This is a genomic window from Pseudomonas sp. R45(2017) (assembly GCF_002112305.1).
In the GTDB taxonomy this organism is placed as follows: domain Bacteria; phylum Pseudomonadota; class Gammaproteobacteria; order Pseudomonadales; family Pseudomonadaceae; genus Aquipseudomonas; species Aquipseudomonas paraglycinae.
On the sequence record NZ_NEHH01000008.1, the window covers coordinates 167,429 to 187,075 of the forward strand.

Genomic DNA, 19,647 nt, shown 5'->3' on the forward strand with positions numbered 1-19,647 from the left:
GGCGGCCTCCTGTGAGGTCGCCCCTATAATCTTTCCACCTGACTGTTGAGACGACACCGATGGACGTCTTCCAAAGCATGCGCTTCTTCATCGCCGTCGCCCAAAGCGGCAGCTTCACTGCCGCTGCCGAGCTGCTGGACACCAACACCACCAACGTCTCCAAAGCCATCTCCGCCCTCGAAGCGCGTCTGCACACACGCCTGATCAACCGCACCACCCGCCGCCTGGCCCTGACCGAAGCCGGCGTGCGCTATCTGGAGCGCTGCGAAAAGATCCTCGATGACGTGCGCGAAGCCGATGAAGAGGCCGGCACCGCCCAGACCCTGCCCGTCGGCCGCTTGAAGATCCACACCATGTCGGCCATCGGCAACCACTACGTGATCGATGCCATCGCGCGCTATCGCGAGATTCACCCCACGGTGATGTTCGACCTGACCCTGACCAACCGCGTCCCGGATCTGCTAGAAGAAGGCTTCGACATGTCCATCGTGCTGGCCCGCGACCTGCCGGATTCCGGCTTCGTCGCGCAACGCCTGGGCATCACCTACAGCATCCTCTGCGCCTCGCCCGCCTACGTAGCCAAACGCGGCCTGCCGCAAACACCCGGCGAACTCTGCGAACACGAGTGCCTGCGCATCGTCAACACGGTGATGCCGGTGGAGAACTGGACATTCGAAGGGCCCGAAGGCATGGAAACCATCACCATTCCTGTGTCGCCCTTCCACATCAACACCGCCGACGGCATGACCATCGCGATCAGAAAAGGCATGGGCATCGGCATTCAGCCGATTGCTTCGGCCGTTGATGGTTTGAGGGCGGGAACCCTGGTGCGGGTGTTGCCGGAATACCGGCTGGAGGAGTTGAACCTGTTCGCGATCTATCCGTCGCGCAAGTTCGTCGATGCGAAGATCAAGACTTGGGTGGAGTTTCTGAAGCAGTCGATCCCGCAATTGCTGGCATCGGATGAAGACATCGTTGGAAAGAAAGCGGTTTGAGTACAGCAGACATGGAGTGTCGACCCTCCATCTTCTGCACCTGACTCAACTGGAACAGCCAGTGCCCATTACTTGATATTGCAGAACGTGGCGCTCGCCATGGGAATCTTCGTAGGTCATCTGCACCGGCACCGGGGCGCATTCGTTGGCCGGTTCGGTGATGGAGATGACATGTTCGATGTCCAGACTGGTCGAAGAGCTGTAGGTCTCGACCGGGATATTCGCCGCATCCGCGTTATCGGCGTAAGCGTGCGCACCGAAACTGCCAAGCATTAAAACCAGCGCGATTTTCTTGAGATTCATGATGTTCACCGTCTCGTTGAGGACCGTGTTTGTTCACGGATTGGAGACGATGCTAAGGGTTGCGGCGGCGGGGAAATATCGGCGGGATAGACAAACACTGTTGCTGGATTTCATATGAATAGGGTCGACGCCAATCATTGACCGCATCAATAACAACCATTAATTCAATGAAGTTCTCATATCAAATCGAAAGCGTAGGATCTGCTCCATACCAACCCACTGCACACGGAGTACAGAACCATGAAACGCCAAACAATCCTCGGCATCGCCTTCTCGATCTTCGCCCTGAATGCTTTTGCGGCGACTGAAACCGATCCACTGTTCAGCGATGCGGTTGCCGCTGCGACTCAAACCGACCCACTGTTCAGCGATGCTGTTGCCTCTGCGACTCAAACCGATCCATTGTTCAGTGATGCGGTTGCTGCTGCGACCCAGACTGATCCGCTGTTCAGTGATGCAGTGGCCGCAACCGAAACGGACCCGCTGTTCAGTGATGCGGTAGCCGAAGGTGGTTCGGACCGTCTGATCGAACGTCGTAACGTCTGAATGAAGGGTTTTACCGCAGTACCCGACGAAAGCCCGGCCTTATCCGCCGGGCTTTTTCATATGGGGACAGGTCTATTTTTCAATCGAAGGCGCCATTGAGCACTTCATAAATCAGCCCGGTGGCCAGCGCGACCAGGATCAGATCGGTGCCGACCTGCTGCCATTCGTAGCCGTCGTAGTGCGGCAGTCTGCCGACCAGTCGACCATCGAGCTTCTTCGCAATACCGGGCGGCAGCGGTTTGCCCCGCGCCAGGTTCTTCTGGATGCCGGGCGGCAACGCCGGGCCTGGGGTCCAGTAGCCACGATAGCCGTCCACAATCCCGATCACCCCGCCGCGATCGATACTCGGGCCGTGCCCCTGATAACCGCCCCCGCCTTTTTTCCCCTGATTGCCATGATCCTGGCTGTTATGCGGGTTGCCTTTGCCCTGCCCCTTTCCGTTGCCAGGATCGGCCAGCGCGGACACCGAAGTGCTCAACAGCGCAATACAGGTCGTGGTCGCAATCAACGTGCGTAAACCGGACATGGGTCGTTCCTTGAAAGAGTGTATGTGGATTCTAGTCAGTTTTTTTACAGGCATGGAGAGATGGCCCTGTCATCGCGGTTTGTGACGATTCTCGATGCGTGCAGCTTTCGGTGCTCCCCGATTCGCGCTTACCATGCGCCCGACTCGTATTATCGCGGGAAAGAAGTCTGGCACCGCCGCTCCGACTTCAACGAAAAGGAATTCACTCATGTTTGAACGGAACAAACTGGTTCCAGAACTGATGGTCACGGATCTGCAGACCAGCCTCGCTTTCTGGATCTCCTGTCTGGGCTTCACCATCGCTTATCAACGCCCTGAAGATGGCTTCGCCTACCTCGACCTGAATGGCGCTCAAGTCATGCTTGAGCAGGTAGATCCGAATGCAGGCCAGTGGCTGACGGCGGAACTGAGCAAGCCCTTCGGAAGAGGCGTCAATCTGCAGATCGACGTTGAGGCGGTTGCTCCCATCATCGAAAGACTGGGCGCCGCCCAGATTCCACTTTATAAAACCTGCAAAGACACCTGGTATCGCGCTGACGATGTCGAAGTCGGCCAGCGTGAATTTCTCGTTCAGGATCCGGACGGTTATCTCGTAAGACTGGTAGAACGTCTGGGCGAACGTCCTGTTTGCACGATTTGATCAAGGAAGATAAAAACAATGAAAAACGACAATTTGGCACGGCCTCGAAGGGGCGAATTGCAGTCGCCGGCCATTCCCCTGCTCGAAGAGTATTCGCCCGGCGACGGCATCATCTGTGCGGACGGCGGCGCTCGTTCCCGTGAGGTGATCCAGGAACAGGTGTTGGCGTTGATCGACGGGTTTCTGACCCGCTCGACGCACAACCGATCGCGGTCTTGCCTGCGCATCGTTCATCCGTCAGGATCCCTCCCTTTTTTGACTGGCAGGAGCAATCGTGGAACGTCTTTTCGTTTATGGAACCTTGGGCCCTGGCCGGCCAAATGAGCATGTGATGCTGAACATCGGCGGCACGTGGCAGGCCGCTTCGCTGAAGGGGCGCCTGTCGCAGGCCGGATGGGGTGCGGCGATGGGCTTTCCCGGTCTGGTGATTGCCGAGGATGGTGATGTGATCGAAGGCTACGTGTTCGCTTCCGAGAATTTCCACGAGCACTGGGCGGCGCTGGATGAGTTTGAAGGGGCTGAGTATCAGCGGGTGTTGACCAAGGTGACGCTGGATGACGGGACGGCAGTGGATGCCTATGTCTACGCGCTCAAATAGTCGGCCTTCGGCCATTTCTCGACGGATGAAAACCCTCCTGGCCGGGCTAGTGTTTTGTGTTGGACTATGGGGTGTTTCCGAGTGGTGGGAAAAGGCGTTGGCGAAGCCTGATTACGCAGCTCATATCAGCCCAGATGGCTGCTTCAGGGTGCAAACTTTCAGACCTTTCTGGTTACTGCCCAACTTCCTTCACCCGCAGGCACCACCGGACGACGCCTTCGAAACCCAATGGTTCGTCCGCTGGGAATCTCCCGCGTTTTTCCGTTTGTACGACAATCGCGATGATCAGCTACTTGGCGAAAGCGAAATCTACGATCTGGTGAGTTACGGGAACCGATTGTCTTGGGGTTACGGCAGCGATACCGAGGTTCGCGTCGGCTTGATAACGGTCGGCAATACTCGCCCTGATTGTAAAAAGGGAGACTGATGAAGCCATGACGAGCCGCGAACTACTCCATAGCAAAGGCTACACACTGCTCTTTGGAGCGGTTCCGACCATGTGGCTGGCCGCCCTTCGCATCGCATTCGATACCGACATCAAACCCTCAAACGAATGGCCCGTGCCCCGCGGCATCGACTGGCGTCATTCGCAGCTCGACACTGACCCGACCGTTCAAGCCGTGTGCCGATTGCCACCCTTGCTGGCGGTGGTGGGCGAGTTGATCGGCGAGCGCTTCTTCCTCTCGCAGGTCGAGGGCCGCGAACCGCTCATCAATGGCGGCCACCAACAACTGCACCGCGACTTGTCGGCGCAACGCCCCGGCGACACCGTCAACGCGCTGGTGTACCTCGACGATTACGGCCCCGAAAACGGTGCAACCCGCATTGTACCCGGCAGCCATCGCCCTACCTCGGGCGAGCCCCCTTTCGATTTCACTGACGAGTCCCGATCCGTGCAACTGACGGGCAACGCGGGCGACATTCTGATCTTCGATGCCGACCTGATCCACGCGGGCAGCCTGAACTCCAGCGGCGCACGCCGTCGCGCCCTGTTGATCACCTTTTTTTCCGACTCGCTCTATGCAACACACTTGGAAACAGTGGGCCTGCGCAACATACAAATGGACACGTCCGAGCGGTTCGAACCCGCTGATTTTTCGTTCGGATCGTGAAACCATTCATTTGACTTGATTGCCTCAGGCAACTATATAGTTGCCTAAAGCAAACATATGAGCACCACGCCATGTCCACGATCACCGACCGCGCCGACATCGTCCGGCAGTTCAACCGTTTCTACACCCATCAGATCGGCGTGTTGCAGGAACACTTGCTGCAAAGCGACTACTCGCTGACCGAGCTGCGCATCCTCTACGAGCTCGCGTCCCAGGGCGATCTGACCAGCACCCACCTGCGCCAGATGCTCGGCCTCGACGCGGGCTACATGAGTCGCCTCATCAGCGGTTTCGACAAAAAAGGCCTGATCCAGAAAGTGCCCTCCACCACCGACGCCCGCGCCAGTCAGTTGCACATCACCGACCTCGGCCGCAAGATCCTCGCCCCGCTGGAGCAAGCCTCGCGACAAGAAGTCATCACCCTGCTCGAACGCCTGTCCGAACCGCAGCAACTGCAACTGATCGCATCGATGAAGCAGATCCAGACGCTACTCGAGGGCGGCCAGCCGACGACCTATCTGCTGCGCGATCCGCAGCCCGGTGACATGGGTCTGGTGGTGCATCAGCAAACCGCGATCTACAGCCGTGAATACGGCTGGAATTCAGAGTTCGAAGCGCTGGTGTCAGAGGTCGTCGCCAAATACCTGCGCGAATTCGACCCCACGGGCGAGCGCTGCTGGATCGCGGAGAAGGACGGCAAGGTGGTGGGTTCGGTGTTCGTCATCCGCCACGACGAAACCACCGCGAAACTGCGCATGCTCTACGTGGATGCCAGTGCGCGGGGTTTGGGGATCGGCAATCGGCTGGTCGAGGAATGTCTGCGTTTTGCCCGGGATGTCGGCTACAAAAAGATGATTCTGTGGACTACCAGCAATCTGGTGGATGCCCGCCGGTTATACCAGCGGGCGGGGTTTGAGTTGGTCGAGGAAGAGCCGATTCACAGCTTCGGCAAGGATTTGGTCAGTCAGACGTGGGCGATTGCTTTGTGAGGTCTATGCCCAGTCTTTATAGCCAGGCAGAACGGGGCACAAACCACGGGTGATTGCGCCCGGAACGGCTCAGTGCGGACTGGCAGTCGGACGAACCACGATCTCACTCACATCGACATCATCGGGCTGTTCGATGGCATAGGCGAGCGCTCGCGCAATGGCGTCTGCATTCAGCGCCACACGGCGGAAGGCTTTCATTTCCTCGCGGGCCACCTCATCGGAAATCGTATCGGCCAGTTCGGACTCGACGACGCCCGGGCACACCACGGTGACGCGGATCTTGTCCGTTTCCTGGCGCAGGCCATCCGAGATAGCCCTGACCGCGAATTTGGTCGCGCAGTACACCGCGGCGGTCGGAGAAACCGCGAGGCCACCAATCGACGAGATATTGATGACCTGACCGAAACCCTGCGCCTGCATGTCCGGCAGGACGGCGGCAATACCATGCAGTACGCCACGCACGTTGACATCGAGCATCTGGTTCCATTCGTTGACCTTCAACGAGGCCAGCGGAGACAACGGCATCACGCCCGCGTTGTTGATGATCACATCGACCTTGCCATGTTGGGTCTTGGCGAACGCCACGAAGGCGTGCATCGATTGCAGATCCGTAACGTCCAGTGCGCAGGCACTTGCTGAACCACCTTCGGCCTGGATCTCGCTGACCAGTCTGTCCAGACGCTCGGTACGGCGGGCACCGAGGACCACATGCGCGCCTTTGGCGGCGATCAACCTGGCCGCTGCTTCGCCAATACCGCTGCTTGCACCGGTAATCAGGACGACTTTGTTTTGAATGTTCGACATATCCGTAGCTCCTGCTGTCTGCATTGAGGTTCAGCACCGACCGCTGAAGACGCGTTCGTTGCTGCGGGGTACGTCGAAAAGATTAAGGGCGCAGACCTGTTCGACGCGTGCCGAAACCTGCGCAACTTTTGCCTATTCGTGTCTGTGTGCATCGCCTGCAAATTTGTAATGAAGCGCCGCTCACGCTCCACGGAACTCGCTGGGCGTTACGCCCACTTCACGACGAAAGACCTGCGAGAAGTGACTGGGGCTTGAGTAACCGACCTCCAGCCCGACGTCGATGATGCTAAGGCGGGTTTCCAGTAGCAGTTGCCGCGCACGAACCATACGCATGCGAATGAAGTACTGCGATGGCGACAGCCCCGTCGCCCGCTTGAACAGGCGGCTGAAGTGGTACTCGCTCAGCTCGGCAAGGCTGGCCAGTGTTGCCAGGCTGAATTCAGCGCTCAGTTGCGCGCGCATGGCGTCGGTGACTTTGCGCAGTTTGTAGGCTTGCAAGGCGTTGACCCGACGCCCGGGCTGGCTTTCAGCGAGATAGCTGCGCACCAGATGCACGGCCAGCGCCTGCGCCAGAGAGCGGGCGAAAAGCGCGCTGGGCGTGCGTTCCAGAAGCAATTCGGTGCGCAACTGCTCCATGACAAACGCGACGCGCCCGTCCCGTGCCCCTGAAACATCGCGCAAACGCACAGGCCCGGCGTGCTGGCCCGACAGCTCTCGAGACGCTAGCTCGATCAAGGGCAGCCCCAGATAAAGATGCATGACTTCGAAGGTATCGCCTCCGTGCGTCTGCCAGCGCATTTCATACGGCTCATCGGAACTGGTGAGGAAAAAATCGCCGGCACTGACATCTGCAGCTTCCCACTCGCCACCCAATGCGCGCTCCTCTACCGTCGCCGCCCCGGCCAGAACCAGAACGAGCAGCGGTTCCACCACTGCAGGCACGAGAATGGGCTCAGTAACGCTGCGATGGGTAAACAGCTGAATCACCACGTCCGTGATTTCCGGGTGCGAGGGTAACGCCTGGGGTTCGCCTGGCAGGAACTCACCCATCGACTCGCCGGTGATGCGCAAGTCTCGAGAGGATGTCGACAACGCGTCCTGGGAGGTACGCCCGGTATTTGCCATGAACTCGTCCTTTTCAGATTCTGCTGTGCGAAGCCAGACAGGTCTCCGATGCTTGCCCGCACGCCGCGTCAGCAGACCGGCTCGATAATATCGGGCTTTTGCCGTGGGTTGAATCGAGCACCAAGCCTCGCTCACTGACATTCAGCGCAAAACCCCGACAGCGTGGGCAATCTCACGAAAGCCGACCTCACTCCGCTGCGAGACAGTAGGCCCGTCGCCGATGACAGCGCCTCGCAGGCGCCAACACGGCTTATCCCTACTCGATCAAAAAACGCTGGAGAACATCATGACCGACTTCAAGAACAGCACCCCAAACGAAGTGGCCGGTAAAGTCGCGCTGGTTACTGGCGCGGCCAGTGGCATCGGCAAGGCCATCGCACTGCTGCTGCATGCCCGCGGCGCCCAGGTCATTGCTGAAGATATAAACCCTGAGGTCGAAGCACTGGCACGCCCCGGCCTGGTCCCCCTGGTGGCCGACATCACTCAGGACGGGGCAGCCGAGCGCGCGGTCGCCCTGGCCGTCGAGCAATTCGGGCGGCTGGACATTCTGGTCAACAACGCCGGCATCATCATCAATAAACTGGTCATCGACATGACCCGCGAAGACTGGGAGCGCATTCAGGCGGTCAACGCCACGGCGGCCTTTTTGCATAGCCGGGAGGCGGTCAAAGCGATGATACCCAACAAGTCCGGATCGATCGTCAACATCGCGTCCTACGCCTCCTATTTCGCCTTCCCCACCATTGCGGCCTACACCGCCTCCAAAGGCGCGCTGGCCCAACTGACGCGCACCCTGGCGCTTGAGGTCATTGGCCACGGCATCCGGGTCAATGCTGTCGGTGTCGGCGATGTGGTGACCAACATCCTCAACAATGTGGTCGACGACGGCCCTGCCTTTCTCGCCCAACATGGTGAAGCCGCACCGATCGGCCGCGCCGCCCAACCGGAAGAAATCGCCGAAGTGGTCGCGTTCATCGCCTCGGACCGGGCCAGCTTCATGGTCGGTTCGGTGGTCATGGCCGACGGCGGCATGACGGTCACGGCCGGCTGAGCCGCAGCACAAACGCGCCGCAGGACATGCCCGACCAACCCGAGAGGATCAGGCAAATCTGCGGCAGTTTCGTCCTAACACCGCTGCGCTCGGCTACGTAATCTGAAAGCACGCAACGGATGCACACACAGGCCACGGCAGGCCGCTCAGATGAACAACGTCAATGAGGACTGAACAATGAAAAACGCAAAACGGCTTTCCCTTTCACTGGTGATCGGCGCGATGGTGGCCTGCGCGATCAACCTTTCCTCGACCAGCCTGTACCTGGCCGCTGACGGTGCTGATCGAACTCCCGGCATGCGCGTGAGTGAAGGTGGCAGTGATCGCACTCCGGGTTTTCGCGTTGCCGAAAACGGCTCTGATCGCACGGCTTTGGGCCGTATCGGCTCAGTCTGAAAATCCGAGGAGAAAAGTGATGAAAGATGCCAAAAAAACCACTCAGGACCATCGTTACGCAGGCATGTGGGTCACCGCGGATGGATTCATCCGTCATGAGCTTCTGACGACTGGTCGTTACGACGAGGCCCGTGGTAAAAACAAGAGCGCCTATCAGGGCCGCTATGAACTGGTCGGTGATTACATCCAGTACTGGGACGACACCGGCTTCACCGCTGATGGCCACTTTCATGACGACGTGCTGTATCACGCCGGAATGATCCTCTATCGGCAATGAGTACTTTGATGATGTCGGGCGAATATCGTCTGCCTGAAAAGCTTCAGGCAGACGTTCATCAACACTTGTGAGAGCCTTGAAATGGAACAGAGCGATGCTTTCATCCTTCAAAACACAGCCGTCTACCGTGACGAACTGGTTCGCCTGCTGACGCAACGCTTTACCACACCCGGGATCTATGAGACCGCCATAGCGCCCCTGCATGTCATCCGTTTCGATGCACCTTCGGAGCTGATCCATACCGTGCACAAACCGGCACTTTGCCTGATCGTGCAAGGGCAAAAGGAAATCGGCCTGGGTGACGACCAGTACCTTTACGACCCCCTCAGCTACCTGGTGGTTTCGGTCACCCTTCCGGTGTCCGGTCGCGTGCTGATGGCCAACCCGGAGGCGCCCTACCTGTGTATCCGGTTTGATTTCGAGCCCACGGAAATCGCTCAGGTCATCGCCGACGCTCCGCCGGCAGGCGTCCCGGACGAGCCGGAGCTTGGCCTTTTTCTTGAGAAAGTCGATGTACCCCTGCTGGAAACCATGCTGCGGCTGGTCCGGCTGCTGGAAACACCGAAAGACATCGGCATGCTGGCACCGCTCGCCCTTCGCGAGTTGTATTACCGCCTCCTGCGGGGTGTGCACGGCCGTCGTCTGTATGAGCTTGCCCTCGGCGACTCGCAAACACGGCGAGTAACACGGGCAATCGACTGGTTGAACAACCACTACACCCAACCCTTGCGCATCGAAGAACTCGCCCGGGTCGCCAATTTGGGCAACTCCACATTGCATCATCGCTTCAAGGCGGTGACAGCCATGAGTCCGCTGCAGTATCAAAAACAACTGCGCCTGCAGGAAGCCCGCCGGCTGTTGCTCGGCGAAGGGCTGGATGTGGCGAGCGCCTGTTATCGAGTGGGCTACGAAAGCCCGTCGCAATTCAGCCGGGAATACAGTCGCCAGTTCGGGTGCCCGCCCTCCAGAGATGCCAGCCGGGTCCGGCATCCTGCGTGAACGCCTGGCCGGAGCCAGTTCAGGGCAGCAGAACGCCAGGGAAAGATCCAATACGACGGTTATTGAAGGAACCATCGGAGGTTGATGTCGTGGAACAGGCGGTTCGCAGCGACAGAGACTTCAGATTTGCGACAAACCACCGTCGACCATCAGCTCCACGCCGTTCACATATCTGGCGTCGACCGAGGCCAAAAACAGTGCCGCGCTGGCGATTTCTTCAGGTTGTGCCATGTAGCCCAGTGGCGTGATTTGCTCGACGTATTGGCGTAGTGCAGCGATGTCGCTCTCGCTCATTTTCAGCCCGTTGTCCATCAGCGGCGTGCGTGTGAAGCCAGGGCTCAACACGTTTGCGCGGATTTTGCGGTCCTTGAGTTCGTTGGCCCACGTGCGAGCAAATGATCGCACCGCCGCCTTCGACGCGTTGTACAGACTCAATCCCTCCATACCATTGCTGGAGCAGATTGAGGCGGTCAAGACGATGGACGAAGTGTCTTTCATCAAGGGAAGAAGTGTTTGAACGCTGAAAAAAACGCCTTTCACGTTCACGTCGAACATGGCGTAATAAGCAGCCTCGCTGGTCTCTCCGAGGGGATTTTTCTCACAGATCCCGGCATTCGCGAACACCGCGTCAAGCCGGTCGTCCCGCGCCTGGATTGTCGCTTTGAGCGCGTCGAGATCGGCTTGGCGCGAGACGTCGGAAACCACCGCGACAGCTTTGTCGCCGAGTCTGGCAACCGCCGCCTCCAGCATTACCGCTGCCCGTCCAGTGATGTAAACGCGTTTGGCGCCCTCGGCGATCAAGGCTTGCGCAATGGAAAATCCGATCCCGGTGGAACCGCCGGTCACTACGGCAACCTGATCGCTGAATTTTCCTGACATGTCTGACTCCTCGGTCGTTGATAAAGAGGTCGTCTGAAACGACCTTGCTCATGGTGAGCGTCATCGGAGCAGAGCGGCACTGACAGGAATGAACATTGATCGTGCAGTTTTGTAAGGCGAAAACGCAGGAGTGACTCCCTAAATTGGGACCCATGACTTGGTCCGAGCGGGCGCGAAGCCTTGCCTTTCACTTGTCGTCACACCTGAGTTTCCCTACAGGATGCCTGTCATGTCTCGAATCGAAATCGAAGTGTCCGAACCCCGGCGCTGGTTGATGTTTGCCATCTTGCTCGTCGGTGCGTTTCTACCGCCCCTGGATTTTTTTATCGTCAACGTCGCGCTGCCCTCGATACAGGACGACTTGGGGACAGGTTCCTCTGCCGAGCAGTTGGTGATTTCTTCCTACGCGACGCTCTATGCCGTGACGCTGATTACCGGCGGGCGACTCGGCGACCTGTACGGTCGCGGGCGGATGTTCTTCCTTGGCCTGCTGGGTTTTGCCGCCGCGTCACTGATGTGTGGCGTGGCAGGTTCGCCGTGGATCCTCATCCTCGGCCGAGCCTTGCAGGGGGTGACCGCCGCCGTAATGGCTCCTCAGGCGCTCGCATCGGTGCAGGCGATTTTTCCGGCGTCGGAAAGACCATTGGCATTGAGCCTGTACGGAGCCGTGTTTGGGCTGGCATCCGTGATCGGTCAGGCACTGGGCGGCTTTTTGATTGAAATCGACGTTTTGGGCATGGGGTGGCGGGCGATTTTTCTCGTTAATCTACCGATTGCATTGCTGGTGATTGCGTTCGGCATCCCTGTGCTGAAAGAAACCCGTGCGCAGCATGCCAACAAGCTGGATCTGGTGGGCACAGCATTTTCGATGCTGACCCTGACCGCTCTGGTCGTGCCTTTGATTGAAGGTCGCGAGGCGGGATGGCCGTTGTGGGCATGGCTTTCACTGGCCGCCAGCCCTGTGCTGGCGGTATTGTTCTGGCGCTACGAGAACCGCTTGCACCGAACTGGTGGGACCCCCATCCTCGCACCGGCCGTACTGAAAGCACCGGGCCTGGGGCGAGCGCTACTGGTCGCGCTTTGCTTCTATTCAATCGGTGTGTTTTTTCTGATGTTTTCGATTTACCTGCAAGGCGCGCTGCATATGACCGCGCTGCATGCCGGGCTGATTTTCCTGCCGTTCGGCGCTGGGTTTCTGCTCGGCCCCCTGTCGGTCCCTCTACTCAGACGCATCCTCGGGGGCTACGTGAATCCCATAGGCATGGGACTGGAGGTTTTCGGACTGCTATGGCTGGGCTGGCTCGTGTCAGTGACACCGACCACCCTCGCCCCGCCCTTCACATCACTCACGATCATCCTGTTCCTCATCGGGCTGGGACAAGGCCTGGGCCTGCCGACGCTGATGCGCATAGTCACGGGGCGGGTCGCGCCGGCGTATGCCGGAATGATCGCAGGCATCACCAGTGCAACGCTGCAAATCAGCACATCGCTGAGCGTCGCGCTGATTGGCGGTGTCTTTTATACCTTGCTGGGAGAACCGGCTACGGAAGTCAGCATCGCTTACGCGTTCACTATCGCTGTACTGTGTATCGCCGTCTGTCTGGCCGTGGGAGCAGCGATAAGCCTGACGTTAGCGCGCCAGCCAGTGCATGTACCGGAGGTATCGGCTGTCCGTTTGACCTGAGGGGGCTACCCCGCGCCGATCATGCTGGAAGCGAGGTCGGCCAGCGCACGCAGCCGGTCCATCTGACGCATGTCCTGGTGATAACCCATCCAGATGTCCCGCCCTGGTGGCGGCTCATCCTCATCCAGCAGGCGCAGTCCTGATATGGAGTCGCCGAGGACGCGGGGCAAGACGGCAACGCCAAGCCCCTTCGCGCACATCTGCGCCTGAACTGTACGGCTGCTGCTGGTGAACACTGTTCGGGCCCGCGGATACCGCTGCTGCAACCAATGCACGTCGGGGTAATGAGCCTGGGCAACGTTCATGAGGATCAGCCCCAGGCCTTCACCGTCCGGCTGCGGCGCCGGAGCATGCAAAGCGGCGTAGAGTCCGTAAGTCAGGGTTGTCAGCTTGCGGTGGACGATGTCGGGTTCGGTGAAAGGCACGATCCGGAAGGCGATGTCGGCATCCCGGCGAGCGAGGTCGAACAGACGATGCCCGGCGATGACTTCGGGAACGATCAACGGATACCGTTGCACCAGTTCGCTCAGGACCGGCGCCAACACATGGCAGGCGAACCAGTCGGCCGAGGATATGCGCAACAGGCCTTCCGGCTGATCGCCATGTCCTGCCAGACGACGCTCGATGGCCAAGGCGCTGTGTTCCATGTCCTGCGCCAGACTGAGAATCCTCTCACCAACATCCGTGAGCACCAGCCCTTGAGCCGTCCGCAGGAAAAAGGTTTGCCCGCTGGTTTGTTCAAGCACCTGCAGGCGCCGCCCGACGGTCGGGTGACTGACCCCCAACTGCCTGGCGGCACCACCGAGCGAGCCACTGCGGGCAGTCGCCAGGAAGACCCGCATGTCACTCCAGTCCATGCCCTCGTCCCATACTGAAAATGAACGATGAGGTTGCAACAATGGCCGTCCCGCAGCAATACCCTTAACCACGTGCTTCGAAACCATTATCAAGAGCAGTGGCTTTGAAATGAACGTTGGCTCAGTCGGAGCGGATCACCCTACTCGCCTAAGGCATCCACCACTTCGATTCGAGTGATTCCGACCAGACTCGCCTGCTCGATAATCTCCTCAGGTGTCGAGTCTGCGTCAGGCATGATCAGGCTGTTCTCGCCATCCCCGAAATGTAACTGCAACAAGTGCATGGCCGCGTCCTGAATGGGCAATTCAGGCTGCTTCAGTTCGAGCTGATGGGTACGGGGCTGGTCGTTGAACAGGTACGTGATCGTGTAATTGAGCATGGATGACACCCTCAGAATGGTAATCGGCACCTATCCTGACTGAGTGGTCAGCTTATAGTTCAAGCAGATGACTGTTCATGAATTTCGATCCAGTCACGTGATCTGATCAGCCTCGCGACAAGGACTTCAGACGCTCGACCAGTGCGGCTTCAAAAATGATGTACAGCCGTTCGGCATCGCCGGCACGCAAAGCTCCGCCGGTTTCCAGTCCCAGCACGAATCCATCCGCCCGCGCCCCTGCCTTGACAGCAATGATCATCGAATCTGCCCGGACAATCTGCGCCAGCAGTCGATCTGCTTCACGCTGAATCTTCTCGCCCAACACTACGCCTTCCACATCGCCACCCAATACCTTCAATTCGACATCCAATACACGACAGCGATAACCGCTGAAACCCAAATGATGGGTCAGGATCGTTCAGCCCGCAACAACAGCTCACATCGCCCTTGGGACCACAGTTTGCGCGATCATCTACGACTTGTAATAGAACCCCCTCCAGAAAGGAGGGTCTGCTCTTTTATGACCTCTCGGAAGTAAATCCAATGTCCGCGCAGCGCAACCTGGTAATACTCGCTCGGGGTGGATACGCCTCCCGCGGAATGCTCTATTTGATCATCGGTATATTTGCCTTGATGGCAGCCCATGACTCGACAAAACCGAAGGACAGTCACAAGAGCCTGGAGGCCTTGCTGAGCCAACCGTTCGGCTATTTTCTGGTGGGACTTGTGGTGGCGGGTCTGCTTGCATTTTCGGCATGGCGTGTCCTGCAAGCCGTACGCGATGTCGATCATCACGGCACGCAATTCAAGGGTCTGGTGATTCGTGCAGGCCTGTTTGCAGGAGGTTTGGTCAATGGTGCTCTAGCGTTTTTCGCGTTGGGCCTGCTTGTCAGCGGCACCCGAAACTCGAGCCATTCAGGAGAGCAAACCAAAGACTGGCTGGCGCATCTTCTGTCGTGGGAACACTCGAATTTATTGCTGTATCTGATCGCGCTCATACCACTGGGCGTTGGAGTGGCTCACATCATCAAGGGATGGAAGGCTTCGTTCGAAAAGTATTTTGAGGCCGACGACGAGGTCATGCGTTACGTCCGTCCGGTGTCACAATTCGGCCTGATCGCCCGCGGAGTCGTGTTTATAGAAACTGCCTTGCTGCTGGCAGTGAGCGGTTCCGCTTATCAAGCCATGGACCCACCCGGCATGAAGGAAGCGCTGGACGCACTCCAGAATCTACCCGCTGGATGGCTTGTCTTGATGGTGATGGCTCTGGGGCTGATTGCCTTCTCGGTCTACAGTTTCTCTGAAGCGTGTTGGCGCAAGATAAACATGGATGTGCCAGGCGTAGCCAAATGAAAAGCCCGGCATTACGCCGGGCTTTTGATCGCGCCGCAGGTCCGTCTATCTATTCGTTCAGGCCGCCATATTCGACCCGCTGAGGCTTTTCTTCAGTGAAGCCTTCATCACTTCCATTTCCTTGCCCAACTCCTCGAGCTTGGCATTGCCCAGCAGCTTTTTGGCCTGGGGAAACATCTCGGTTTCCTCTTCCTCGATATGGTGTTCCAAAAGCTCCTTGACCACCTTCACGCGGCCGGCGAACTCGGGTGTAGAAGGATCGGTGGACTTCAGGTCTGGCAATACCAATGAATCTACCGTGCGGTGTTCTTCTTTCGCCTCGTAGTACATCTCATCCTGTTCCTTACCGCCTGCTTCCTTGAAAGCCGGATACAGAATCTGCTCCTCGAGCTGGGTATGAATGGTAATTTCCAGTTCAAGCTTGTCCAGCAACTCCGCCCGCTTTTTTAATGCGCGATCGGTGGATTCACTGAGTTGATTCAGGATGCCTTTAACTTTTTCGTGGTCAGTTTTCAGAAGGTCGATGGCGTTCATTTGAGGCCTCTATCACGGATTATTGTTCGCCGATCCAGGTCGGCAATTCTTGCGTTATTCCAGATAGATCTCGCATATTTTGTGCCAGCACCTCAGCTTTTAAATGGCATTAAACATCAACGGCTTGCGCAATATGATGGCCAAATATAAGCATGCACTCTGCATGAGCAGGGGTTGAGGTTCTTGCAAATAGCGGAAGTGAACCAATACACGGCAACGGCTGCGAGAGGTAATAATATTGGAAATACAGGTGGAGGACGCTAGGGCCAGTAGCCCTAGCTGATATCACTTTTTCTTGTTCGCCGGTTTTTCTGCTTTGTCTGATTTCTTAGCTTTGGTTGATTTACCATCAGCTTTCTTGTCAGATTTTTTTGGTTCGGCATCTTTCTTCTTGTCTTTCTTTTCGGACGATTTGGCAAGCGCCGAGGCTGCCGCTGACTTTTTCGTCGGGGACGATTTTTTGTCTTTCAATTCCTTGGCATTTTTCGAGGACTCACCTTTATTTTTCTTCTCTTCTTTAGCCACGTCGACCACCTCTCGAAGTGCCGGTATTGGCACATTGCCTATGAATTTTTCCACAAGCTGATCATTAGGCGAGAGCGTCCTGAAGCGGTTCAAATTATTTGATACCGTTAAATGGCTTCATATATAACCGAACCAGCAATTCGTCTTTCAAAACGTCAACGGAGATATCCATGAAAACCGCCCTGATCTCCGACACCCACAACCTCCTCCGCCCCGAAGCCCTCACCGCGCTCCAGGGTTGTGACCAGATCATCCACGCCGGCGACATCGGCAACCCGGACATCCTCGCCCAACTGGCCAAAATCGCCCCCGTTCACGCCGTGCGCGGCAACAACGACCTCAACAGCCCGTGGGCCGAAAACCTTCCCGACCTCCTGACCTTCACCCTCAACGGCTGGCCAACCCTCCTCGTCCACGACATCGCCGACGTTCCCGCCGATCTCGATCCGGGCATCAGGCTCATCATCACCGGCCACTCCCACAAACCCCGCATCGAATGGCGCGGTGAGCGTCTCTACGTAAACCCCGGCAGCGCCGGCCCTCGGCGTTTCAAGTTACCGGTCACGCTGGCGATCCTCGAAATACAACCTGACCGCATCGAACCGCGCCTGATTTCCCTGCTGGATCCCCCCGCCTGAAACCGCTACCGTTCCCGCATCCAGAACAGGGAACCCTCGCACCATGTCCATCGCTGACAACCTCCTCGCCTTCACTTTCGCCGCCACGCTGTTGACCCTGACGCCCGGTCTCGACACCGCGCTGGTGCTGCGCACCGCCACCGTCGAGAGCAAGCAGCAGGCCTTGCGTGCGGCGTTGGGGATCAACGCCGGTTGTCTGTTGTGGGGCGCGGCGGTGGCGTTTGGGTTGGGGGCGTTGATTGCGGTGTCGGAGCTGGCCTACAACCTGTTGAAGTATTGCGGCGCGGCGTATCTGGCGTGGCTGGGGTTGAACATGCTGCTGCGCCCTCGCCGTTCGCTGGCACCGGCCGAGGCCCACGGCAAGCCGGGGGCGAACTGGTTTTTCAAGGGCATGCTGGGGAATGTGCTGAATCCGAAGATCGGGATTTTCTACGTGTCGTTTCTGCCGCAGTTCATTCCGCAAGGTCAGCCGCTGGTGCCTTGGACGTTCGGGTTGGTGAGCATTCACGTGGTGCTCGGGCTGACTTGGTCGCTGGTGTTGATTGGCGCGACGCAACCACTGTCCGGGTTCCTGCGGCGCGAGAAGGTGATTCGCTGGATGGATCGCACCACCGGGATGATTTTCGTGTTGTTTGCCGCGCGGTTGGCCTTCAGCAAGCGTTGAGGCGCCCTGCGCTAAACACACCTTCGGTCGAGAGCTGCCACTTCATCAAACTCAAGACTTGCCCATCACATATGGATATCCGTATATTCGGACAACCATATGTTCTGAAGGCATCGTCATGCTCAACCCCGCCTCCGTTTTCAAATGCCTCGCCGACGAAACCCGCGCCCGGGCCACGCTGCTGATCACCCGTGAAGGTGAGTTGTGTGTCTGCGAACTGGTCTGCGCGCTGGACGACAGTCAGCCGAAAATCTCCCGCCATCTCGCGCAACTGCGCACCTGCGGTCTGTTGCTGGATCGTCGTCAGGGCCAGTGGGTTTATTACCGGCTCAACCCTGATCTGCCGGCATGGATTCGCACGCTGCTTGAAACCACGCTCGCCGCCAACACCGCCTGGCTGGAAGAAAACAGCGCGCGGCTGGCGGTCATGGGCGATCGCCCGCTCAACACCTCCGCTTGCTGCTAAGCCTCAGGCTTTCGGGATTCCCATGTTTTTTGCTTTTGCCATTTTTCTGTTCACGATTGTGCTGGTCATCTGGCAGCCGAAGGGGCTGGGTGTCGGCTGGAGTGCGACGCTCGGCGCGGTGCTGGCGCTGCTCAGCGGGGTTGTGACCCTGGGCGATATTCCCACGGTGTGGGGCATTGTCTGGAACGCGACCGCGACGTTCATTGCCGTCATCATCATTAGCCTGTTGCTCGATGAAGCCGGTTTTTTCCAGTGGTCCGCGTTGCACGTCGCCCGTTGGGCAAAGGGCGATGGCCGGCGTCTGTTCGCCTTTACGGTGTTGCTGGGCGCGGCCGTTTCTGCGCTGTTTGCCAACGATGGCGCGGCGCTGATCCTGACGCCGATTGTGATTTCGATACTGCTCGCCCTGCGCTTCTCGGCGGCTTCCACTTTGGCGTTCGTCATGGCGGCCGGTTTCATCGCCGATACCGCGAGCCTGCCGCTGGTGGTGTCCAACCTGGTCAACATCGTTTCCGCCGATTATTTCGGCCTGGGCTTCAGCGAATACGCCTCGGTGATGGTGCCGGTCAACGTGGTTGCCGTGGCCTCCACTCTGGGGGTGCTGTACTGGTTTTTCCGGCGTGACATACCCACACATTACTCACTGGATGACTTGCAGGATCCGCGACTGGCCATCCGCGATCAGCTGACTTTCCGGGTCGGCTGGATCGTCTTGGGGCTGCTCCTGATCGGTCTGTTCGCCCTGGAACCGCTGGGCATTCCGATCAGTGCGATTGCCGCAGTCTGCGCGGCGCTGCTGTTCGCGGTGGCGGCGCGGGGTCATGTGATTTCGACCCGGCGTGTACTGCGCGAAGCCCCTTGGCAGATCGTGATTTTTTCGCTCGGCATGTACCTGGTGGTGTACGGGCTGAAGAACGCCGGGCTGACGGATTATCTGGCGGCGGCACTGAATTATCTGGCCGGCACCGGGCTCTGGGGCGCGGCGCTGGGTACGGGATTTCTGACCGCCCTGCTGTCGTCCGCGATGAATAACATGCCAACGGTGTTGGTGGGCGCGTTGTCGATCCAGGCCAGTGATGCCGTCGGCGTGATACGCGAGGCGATGATCTACGCCAACGTCATCGGCTCCGACCTGGGCCCGAAAATCACCCCCATCGGCAGTCTGGCGACGCTGCTCTGGCTGCACGTGCTGGAGCGCAAAGGAATCCGCATCACCTGGGGTTATTACTTCAAGACCGGCGTGATGCTGACCCTGCCGATTCTGTTCATCACCTTGTCTGCCCTGGCCCTGCGCCTGAGCGTTTAA

At 58.4% G+C, this 19,647-nt stretch carries 28 protein-coding genes; 18 read left to right on the top strand and 10 right to left on the bottom strand.

What is annotated here, in order from left to right; translation table 11 throughout:
- The first annotated feature begins 59 nt into the window (after positions 1–59).
- Positions 60–995 (top strand): LysR family transcriptional regulator, encoded by a 936-nt coding sequence (locus CAF74_RS19560; protein ID WP_085604450.1) that lies wholly within the window; start codon positions 60–62, stop codon positions 993–995.
- Positions 996–1,040: 45 nt separating this feature from the next.
- Here the strand turns inward: CAF74_RS19560 and CAF74_RS19565 are convergent, their stop codons facing one another.
- Positions 1,041–1,298: a DUF2790 domain-containing protein gene (locus CAF74_RS19565; RefSeq protein ID WP_085747420.1), complete on the bottom strand. Its 258-nt coding sequence runs from the start codon at positions 1,296–1,298 to the stop codon at positions 1,041–1,043.
- 240 nt (positions 1,299–1,538) lie between these two features.
- On the opposite strand from CAF74_RS19565, the gene CAF74_RS19570 reads away from it, so the two are divergent.
- Positions 1,539–1,844 (top strand): hypothetical protein, encoded by a 306-nt coding sequence (locus tag CAF74_RS19570; protein WP_085747421.1) that lies wholly within the window; start codon positions 1,539–1,541, stop codon positions 1,842–1,844.
- Between the two features lie 79 nt (positions 1,845–1,923).
- On the opposite strand, the gene CAF74_RS19575 is transcribed toward CAF74_RS19570, so the two are convergent.
- A complete protein-coding gene (locus CAF74_RS19575) occupies positions 1,924–2,370 on the bottom strand; it encodes an anti-virulence regulator CigR family protein (RefSeq protein WP_011333836.1) in 447 nt (148 codons plus the stop codon).
- Positions 2,371–2,578: 208 nt separating this feature from the next.
- On the opposite strand from CAF74_RS19575, the gene CAF74_RS19580 reads away from it, so the two are divergent.
- The 6 genes from CAF74_RS19580 (at position 2,579) to CAF74_RS19605 (ending at position 5,709) form a co-directional block, all read left to right on the top strand.
- Positions 2,579–3,010 carry a VOC family protein gene (locus CAF74_RS19580; protein WP_085747422.1) on the top strand — a complete coding sequence of 144 codons (432 nt, stop codon included), beginning with the start codon at positions 2,579–2,581 and terminating at the stop codon, positions 3,008–3,010.
- Positions 3,011–3,028: 18 nt separating this feature from the next.
- On the top strand, positions 3,029–3,334 hold the full coding sequence (locus CAF74_RS29690; RefSeq protein ID WP_085747423.1) for a hypothetical protein: 306 nt from the start codon (positions 3,029–3,031) through the stop codon (positions 3,332–3,334).
- A complete protein-coding gene (locus tag CAF74_RS19590; protein ID WP_085747424.1) occupies positions 3,285–3,608 on the top strand; it encodes a gamma-glutamylcyclotransferase in 324 nt (107 codons plus the stop codon). The genes CAF74_RS29690 and CAF74_RS19590 overlap by 50 nt, the downstream gene beginning before the upstream one ends.
- Before the next feature lie 25 nt (positions 3,609–3,633).
- Entirely contained in the window at positions 3,634–4,035 is a 402-nt protein-coding gene (locus tag CAF74_RS19595; RefSeq protein ID WP_085747425.1) for a hypothetical protein, read from the top strand.
- A gap of 7 nt (positions 4,036–4,042) precedes the next feature.
- Positions 4,043–4,720 carry a phytanoyl-CoA dioxygenase family protein gene (locus CAF74_RS19600; protein ID WP_085747426.1) on the top strand — a complete coding sequence of 226 codons (678 nt, stop codon included), beginning with the start codon at positions 4,043–4,045 and terminating at the stop codon, positions 4,718–4,720.
- A gap of 71 nt (positions 4,721–4,791) precedes the next feature.
- Positions 4,792–5,709, top strand: coding sequence for a helix-turn-helix domain-containing GNAT family N-acetyltransferase (locus CAF74_RS19605; RefSeq protein ID WP_085747427.1), 918 nt, complete (start codon positions 4,792–4,794; stop codon positions 5,707–5,709).
- A 69-nt stretch (positions 5,710–5,778) separates the two neighbouring features.
- Here the strand turns inward: CAF74_RS19605 and CAF74_RS19610 are convergent, their stop codons facing one another.
- Positions 5,779–6,513: an SDR family oxidoreductase gene (locus tag CAF74_RS19610; protein ID WP_085747428.1), complete on the bottom strand. Its 735-nt coding sequence runs from the start codon at positions 6,511–6,513 to the stop codon at positions 5,779–5,781.
- A gap of 180 nt (positions 6,514–6,693) precedes the next feature.
- Entirely contained in the window at positions 6,694–7,638 is a 945-nt protein-coding gene (locus CAF74_RS19615) for an AraC family transcriptional regulator (RefSeq protein ID WP_085747429.1), read from the bottom strand.
- Between the two features lie 286 nt (positions 7,639–7,924).
- Here CAF74_RS19615 and CAF74_RS19620 point away from each other — a divergent pair, with 286 nt between their 5' ends.
- The 4 genes from CAF74_RS19620 to CAF74_RS19635 all read left to right on the top strand — a co-directional run bounded on the left by CAF74_RS19620 (position 7,925) and on the right by CAF74_RS19635 (position 10,361).
- Complete coding sequence (locus tag CAF74_RS19620) at positions 7,925–8,689, top strand: SDR family NAD(P)-dependent oxidoreductase (RefSeq protein ID WP_085747430.1); 765 nt, start codon at positions 7,925–7,927, stop codon at positions 8,687–8,689.
- 177 nt (positions 8,690–8,866) lie between these two features.
- Positions 8,867–9,085: a hypothetical protein gene (locus CAF74_RS19625; protein ID WP_085747431.1), complete on the top strand. Its 219-nt coding sequence runs from the start codon at positions 8,867–8,869 to the stop codon at positions 9,083–9,085.
- Positions 9,086–9,104: 19 nt separating this feature from the next.
- A complete protein-coding gene (locus CAF74_RS19630; protein ID WP_039773158.1) occupies positions 9,105–9,362 on the top strand; it encodes an Atu4866 domain-containing protein in 258 nt (85 codons plus the stop codon).
- An 81-nt stretch (positions 9,363–9,443) separates the two neighbouring features.
- Positions 9,444–10,361, top strand: a complete 918-nt coding sequence (locus CAF74_RS19635; RefSeq protein ID WP_085747432.1) for an AraC family transcriptional regulator — start codon at positions 9,444–9,446, stop codon at positions 10,359–10,361.
- Positions 10,362–10,481: 120 nt separating this feature from the next.
- Here CAF74_RS19635 and CAF74_RS19640 read toward each other — a convergent pair whose 3' ends face one another.
- Positions 10,482–11,240 (bottom strand): SDR family NAD(P)-dependent oxidoreductase, encoded by a 759-nt coding sequence (locus CAF74_RS19640; protein ID WP_085747433.1) that lies wholly within the window; start codon positions 11,238–11,240, stop codon positions 10,482–10,484.
- 229 nt (positions 11,241–11,469) lie between these two features.
- Between CAF74_RS19640 and CAF74_RS19645 the strand changes: the two genes are divergently transcribed.
- The gene (locus tag CAF74_RS19645) at positions 11,470–12,924 is read left to right on the top strand and encodes an MFS transporter (protein WP_085747434.1); all 1,455 of its coding nucleotides are present in this window, start codon (positions 11,470–11,472) and stop codon (positions 12,922–12,924) included.
- A gap of 5 nt (positions 12,925–12,929) precedes the next feature.
- On the opposite strand, the gene CAF74_RS19650 is transcribed toward CAF74_RS19645, so the two are convergent.
- From CAF74_RS19650 to CAF74_RS19660, 3 genes are all read right to left on the bottom strand, one after another.
- The gene (locus CAF74_RS19650) at positions 12,930–13,781 is read right to left on the bottom strand and encodes a LysR family transcriptional regulator (RefSeq protein ID WP_085747435.1); all 852 of its coding nucleotides are present in this window, start codon (positions 13,779–13,781) and stop codon (positions 12,930–12,932) included.
- Between the two features lie 140 nt (positions 13,782–13,921).
- Entirely contained in the window at positions 13,922–14,161 is a 240-nt protein-coding gene (locus CAF74_RS19655) for a hypothetical protein (protein ID WP_085747436.1), read from the bottom strand.
- A gap of 106 nt (positions 14,162–14,267) precedes the next feature.
- The gene (locus tag CAF74_RS19660) at positions 14,268–14,498 is read right to left on the bottom strand and encodes a hypothetical protein (protein ID WP_085747576.1); all 231 of its coding nucleotides are present in this window, start codon (positions 14,496–14,498) and stop codon (positions 14,268–14,270) included.
- Positions 14,499–14,704: 206 nt separating this feature from the next.
- Here CAF74_RS19660 and CAF74_RS19665 point away from each other — a divergent pair, with 206 nt between their 5' ends.
- Complete coding sequence (locus CAF74_RS19665; RefSeq protein ID WP_085747437.1) at positions 14,705–15,514, top strand: DUF1206 domain-containing protein; 810 nt, start codon at positions 14,705–14,707, stop codon at positions 15,512–15,514.
- A gap of 57 nt (positions 15,515–15,571) precedes the next feature.
- Here the strand turns inward: CAF74_RS19665 and CAF74_RS19670 are convergent, their stop codons facing one another.
- Entirely contained in the window at positions 15,572–16,048 is a 477-nt protein-coding gene (locus CAF74_RS19670; protein WP_007955324.1) for a hemerythrin domain-containing protein, read from the bottom strand.
- Between the two features lie 285 nt (positions 16,049–16,333).
- A complete protein-coding gene (locus tag CAF74_RS19675) occupies positions 16,334–16,573 on the bottom strand; it encodes a hypothetical protein (protein ID WP_085747577.1) in 240 nt (79 codons plus the stop codon).
- Positions 16,574–16,743: 170 nt separating this feature from the next.
- Between CAF74_RS19675 and CAF74_RS19680 the strand changes: the two genes are divergently transcribed.
- The 4 genes from CAF74_RS19680 to CAF74_RS19695 all read left to right on the top strand — a co-directional run bounded on the left by CAF74_RS19680 (position 16,744) and on the right by CAF74_RS19695 (position 19,647).
- Positions 16,744–17,211 carry a metallophosphoesterase family protein gene (locus tag CAF74_RS19680; RefSeq protein WP_085747438.1) on the top strand — a complete coding sequence of 156 codons (468 nt, stop codon included), beginning with the start codon at positions 16,744–16,746 and terminating at the stop codon, positions 17,209–17,211.
- 43 nt (positions 17,212–17,254) lie between these two features.
- Positions 17,255–17,875, top strand: coding sequence for a LysE family translocator (locus tag CAF74_RS19685; protein ID WP_085747439.1), 621 nt, complete (start codon positions 17,255–17,257; stop codon positions 17,873–17,875).
- Between the two features lie 118 nt (positions 17,876–17,993).
- On the top strand, positions 17,994–18,341 hold the full coding sequence (locus tag CAF74_RS19690; RefSeq protein ID WP_085747440.1) for a metalloregulator ArsR/SmtB family transcription factor: 348 nt from the start codon (positions 17,994–17,996) through the stop codon (positions 18,339–18,341).
- A gap of 22 nt (positions 18,342–18,363) precedes the next feature.
- Positions 18,364–19,647 (top strand): arsenic transporter, encoded by a 1,284-nt coding sequence (locus tag CAF74_RS19695; RefSeq protein WP_085747441.1) that lies wholly within the window; start codon positions 18,364–18,366, stop codon positions 19,645–19,647.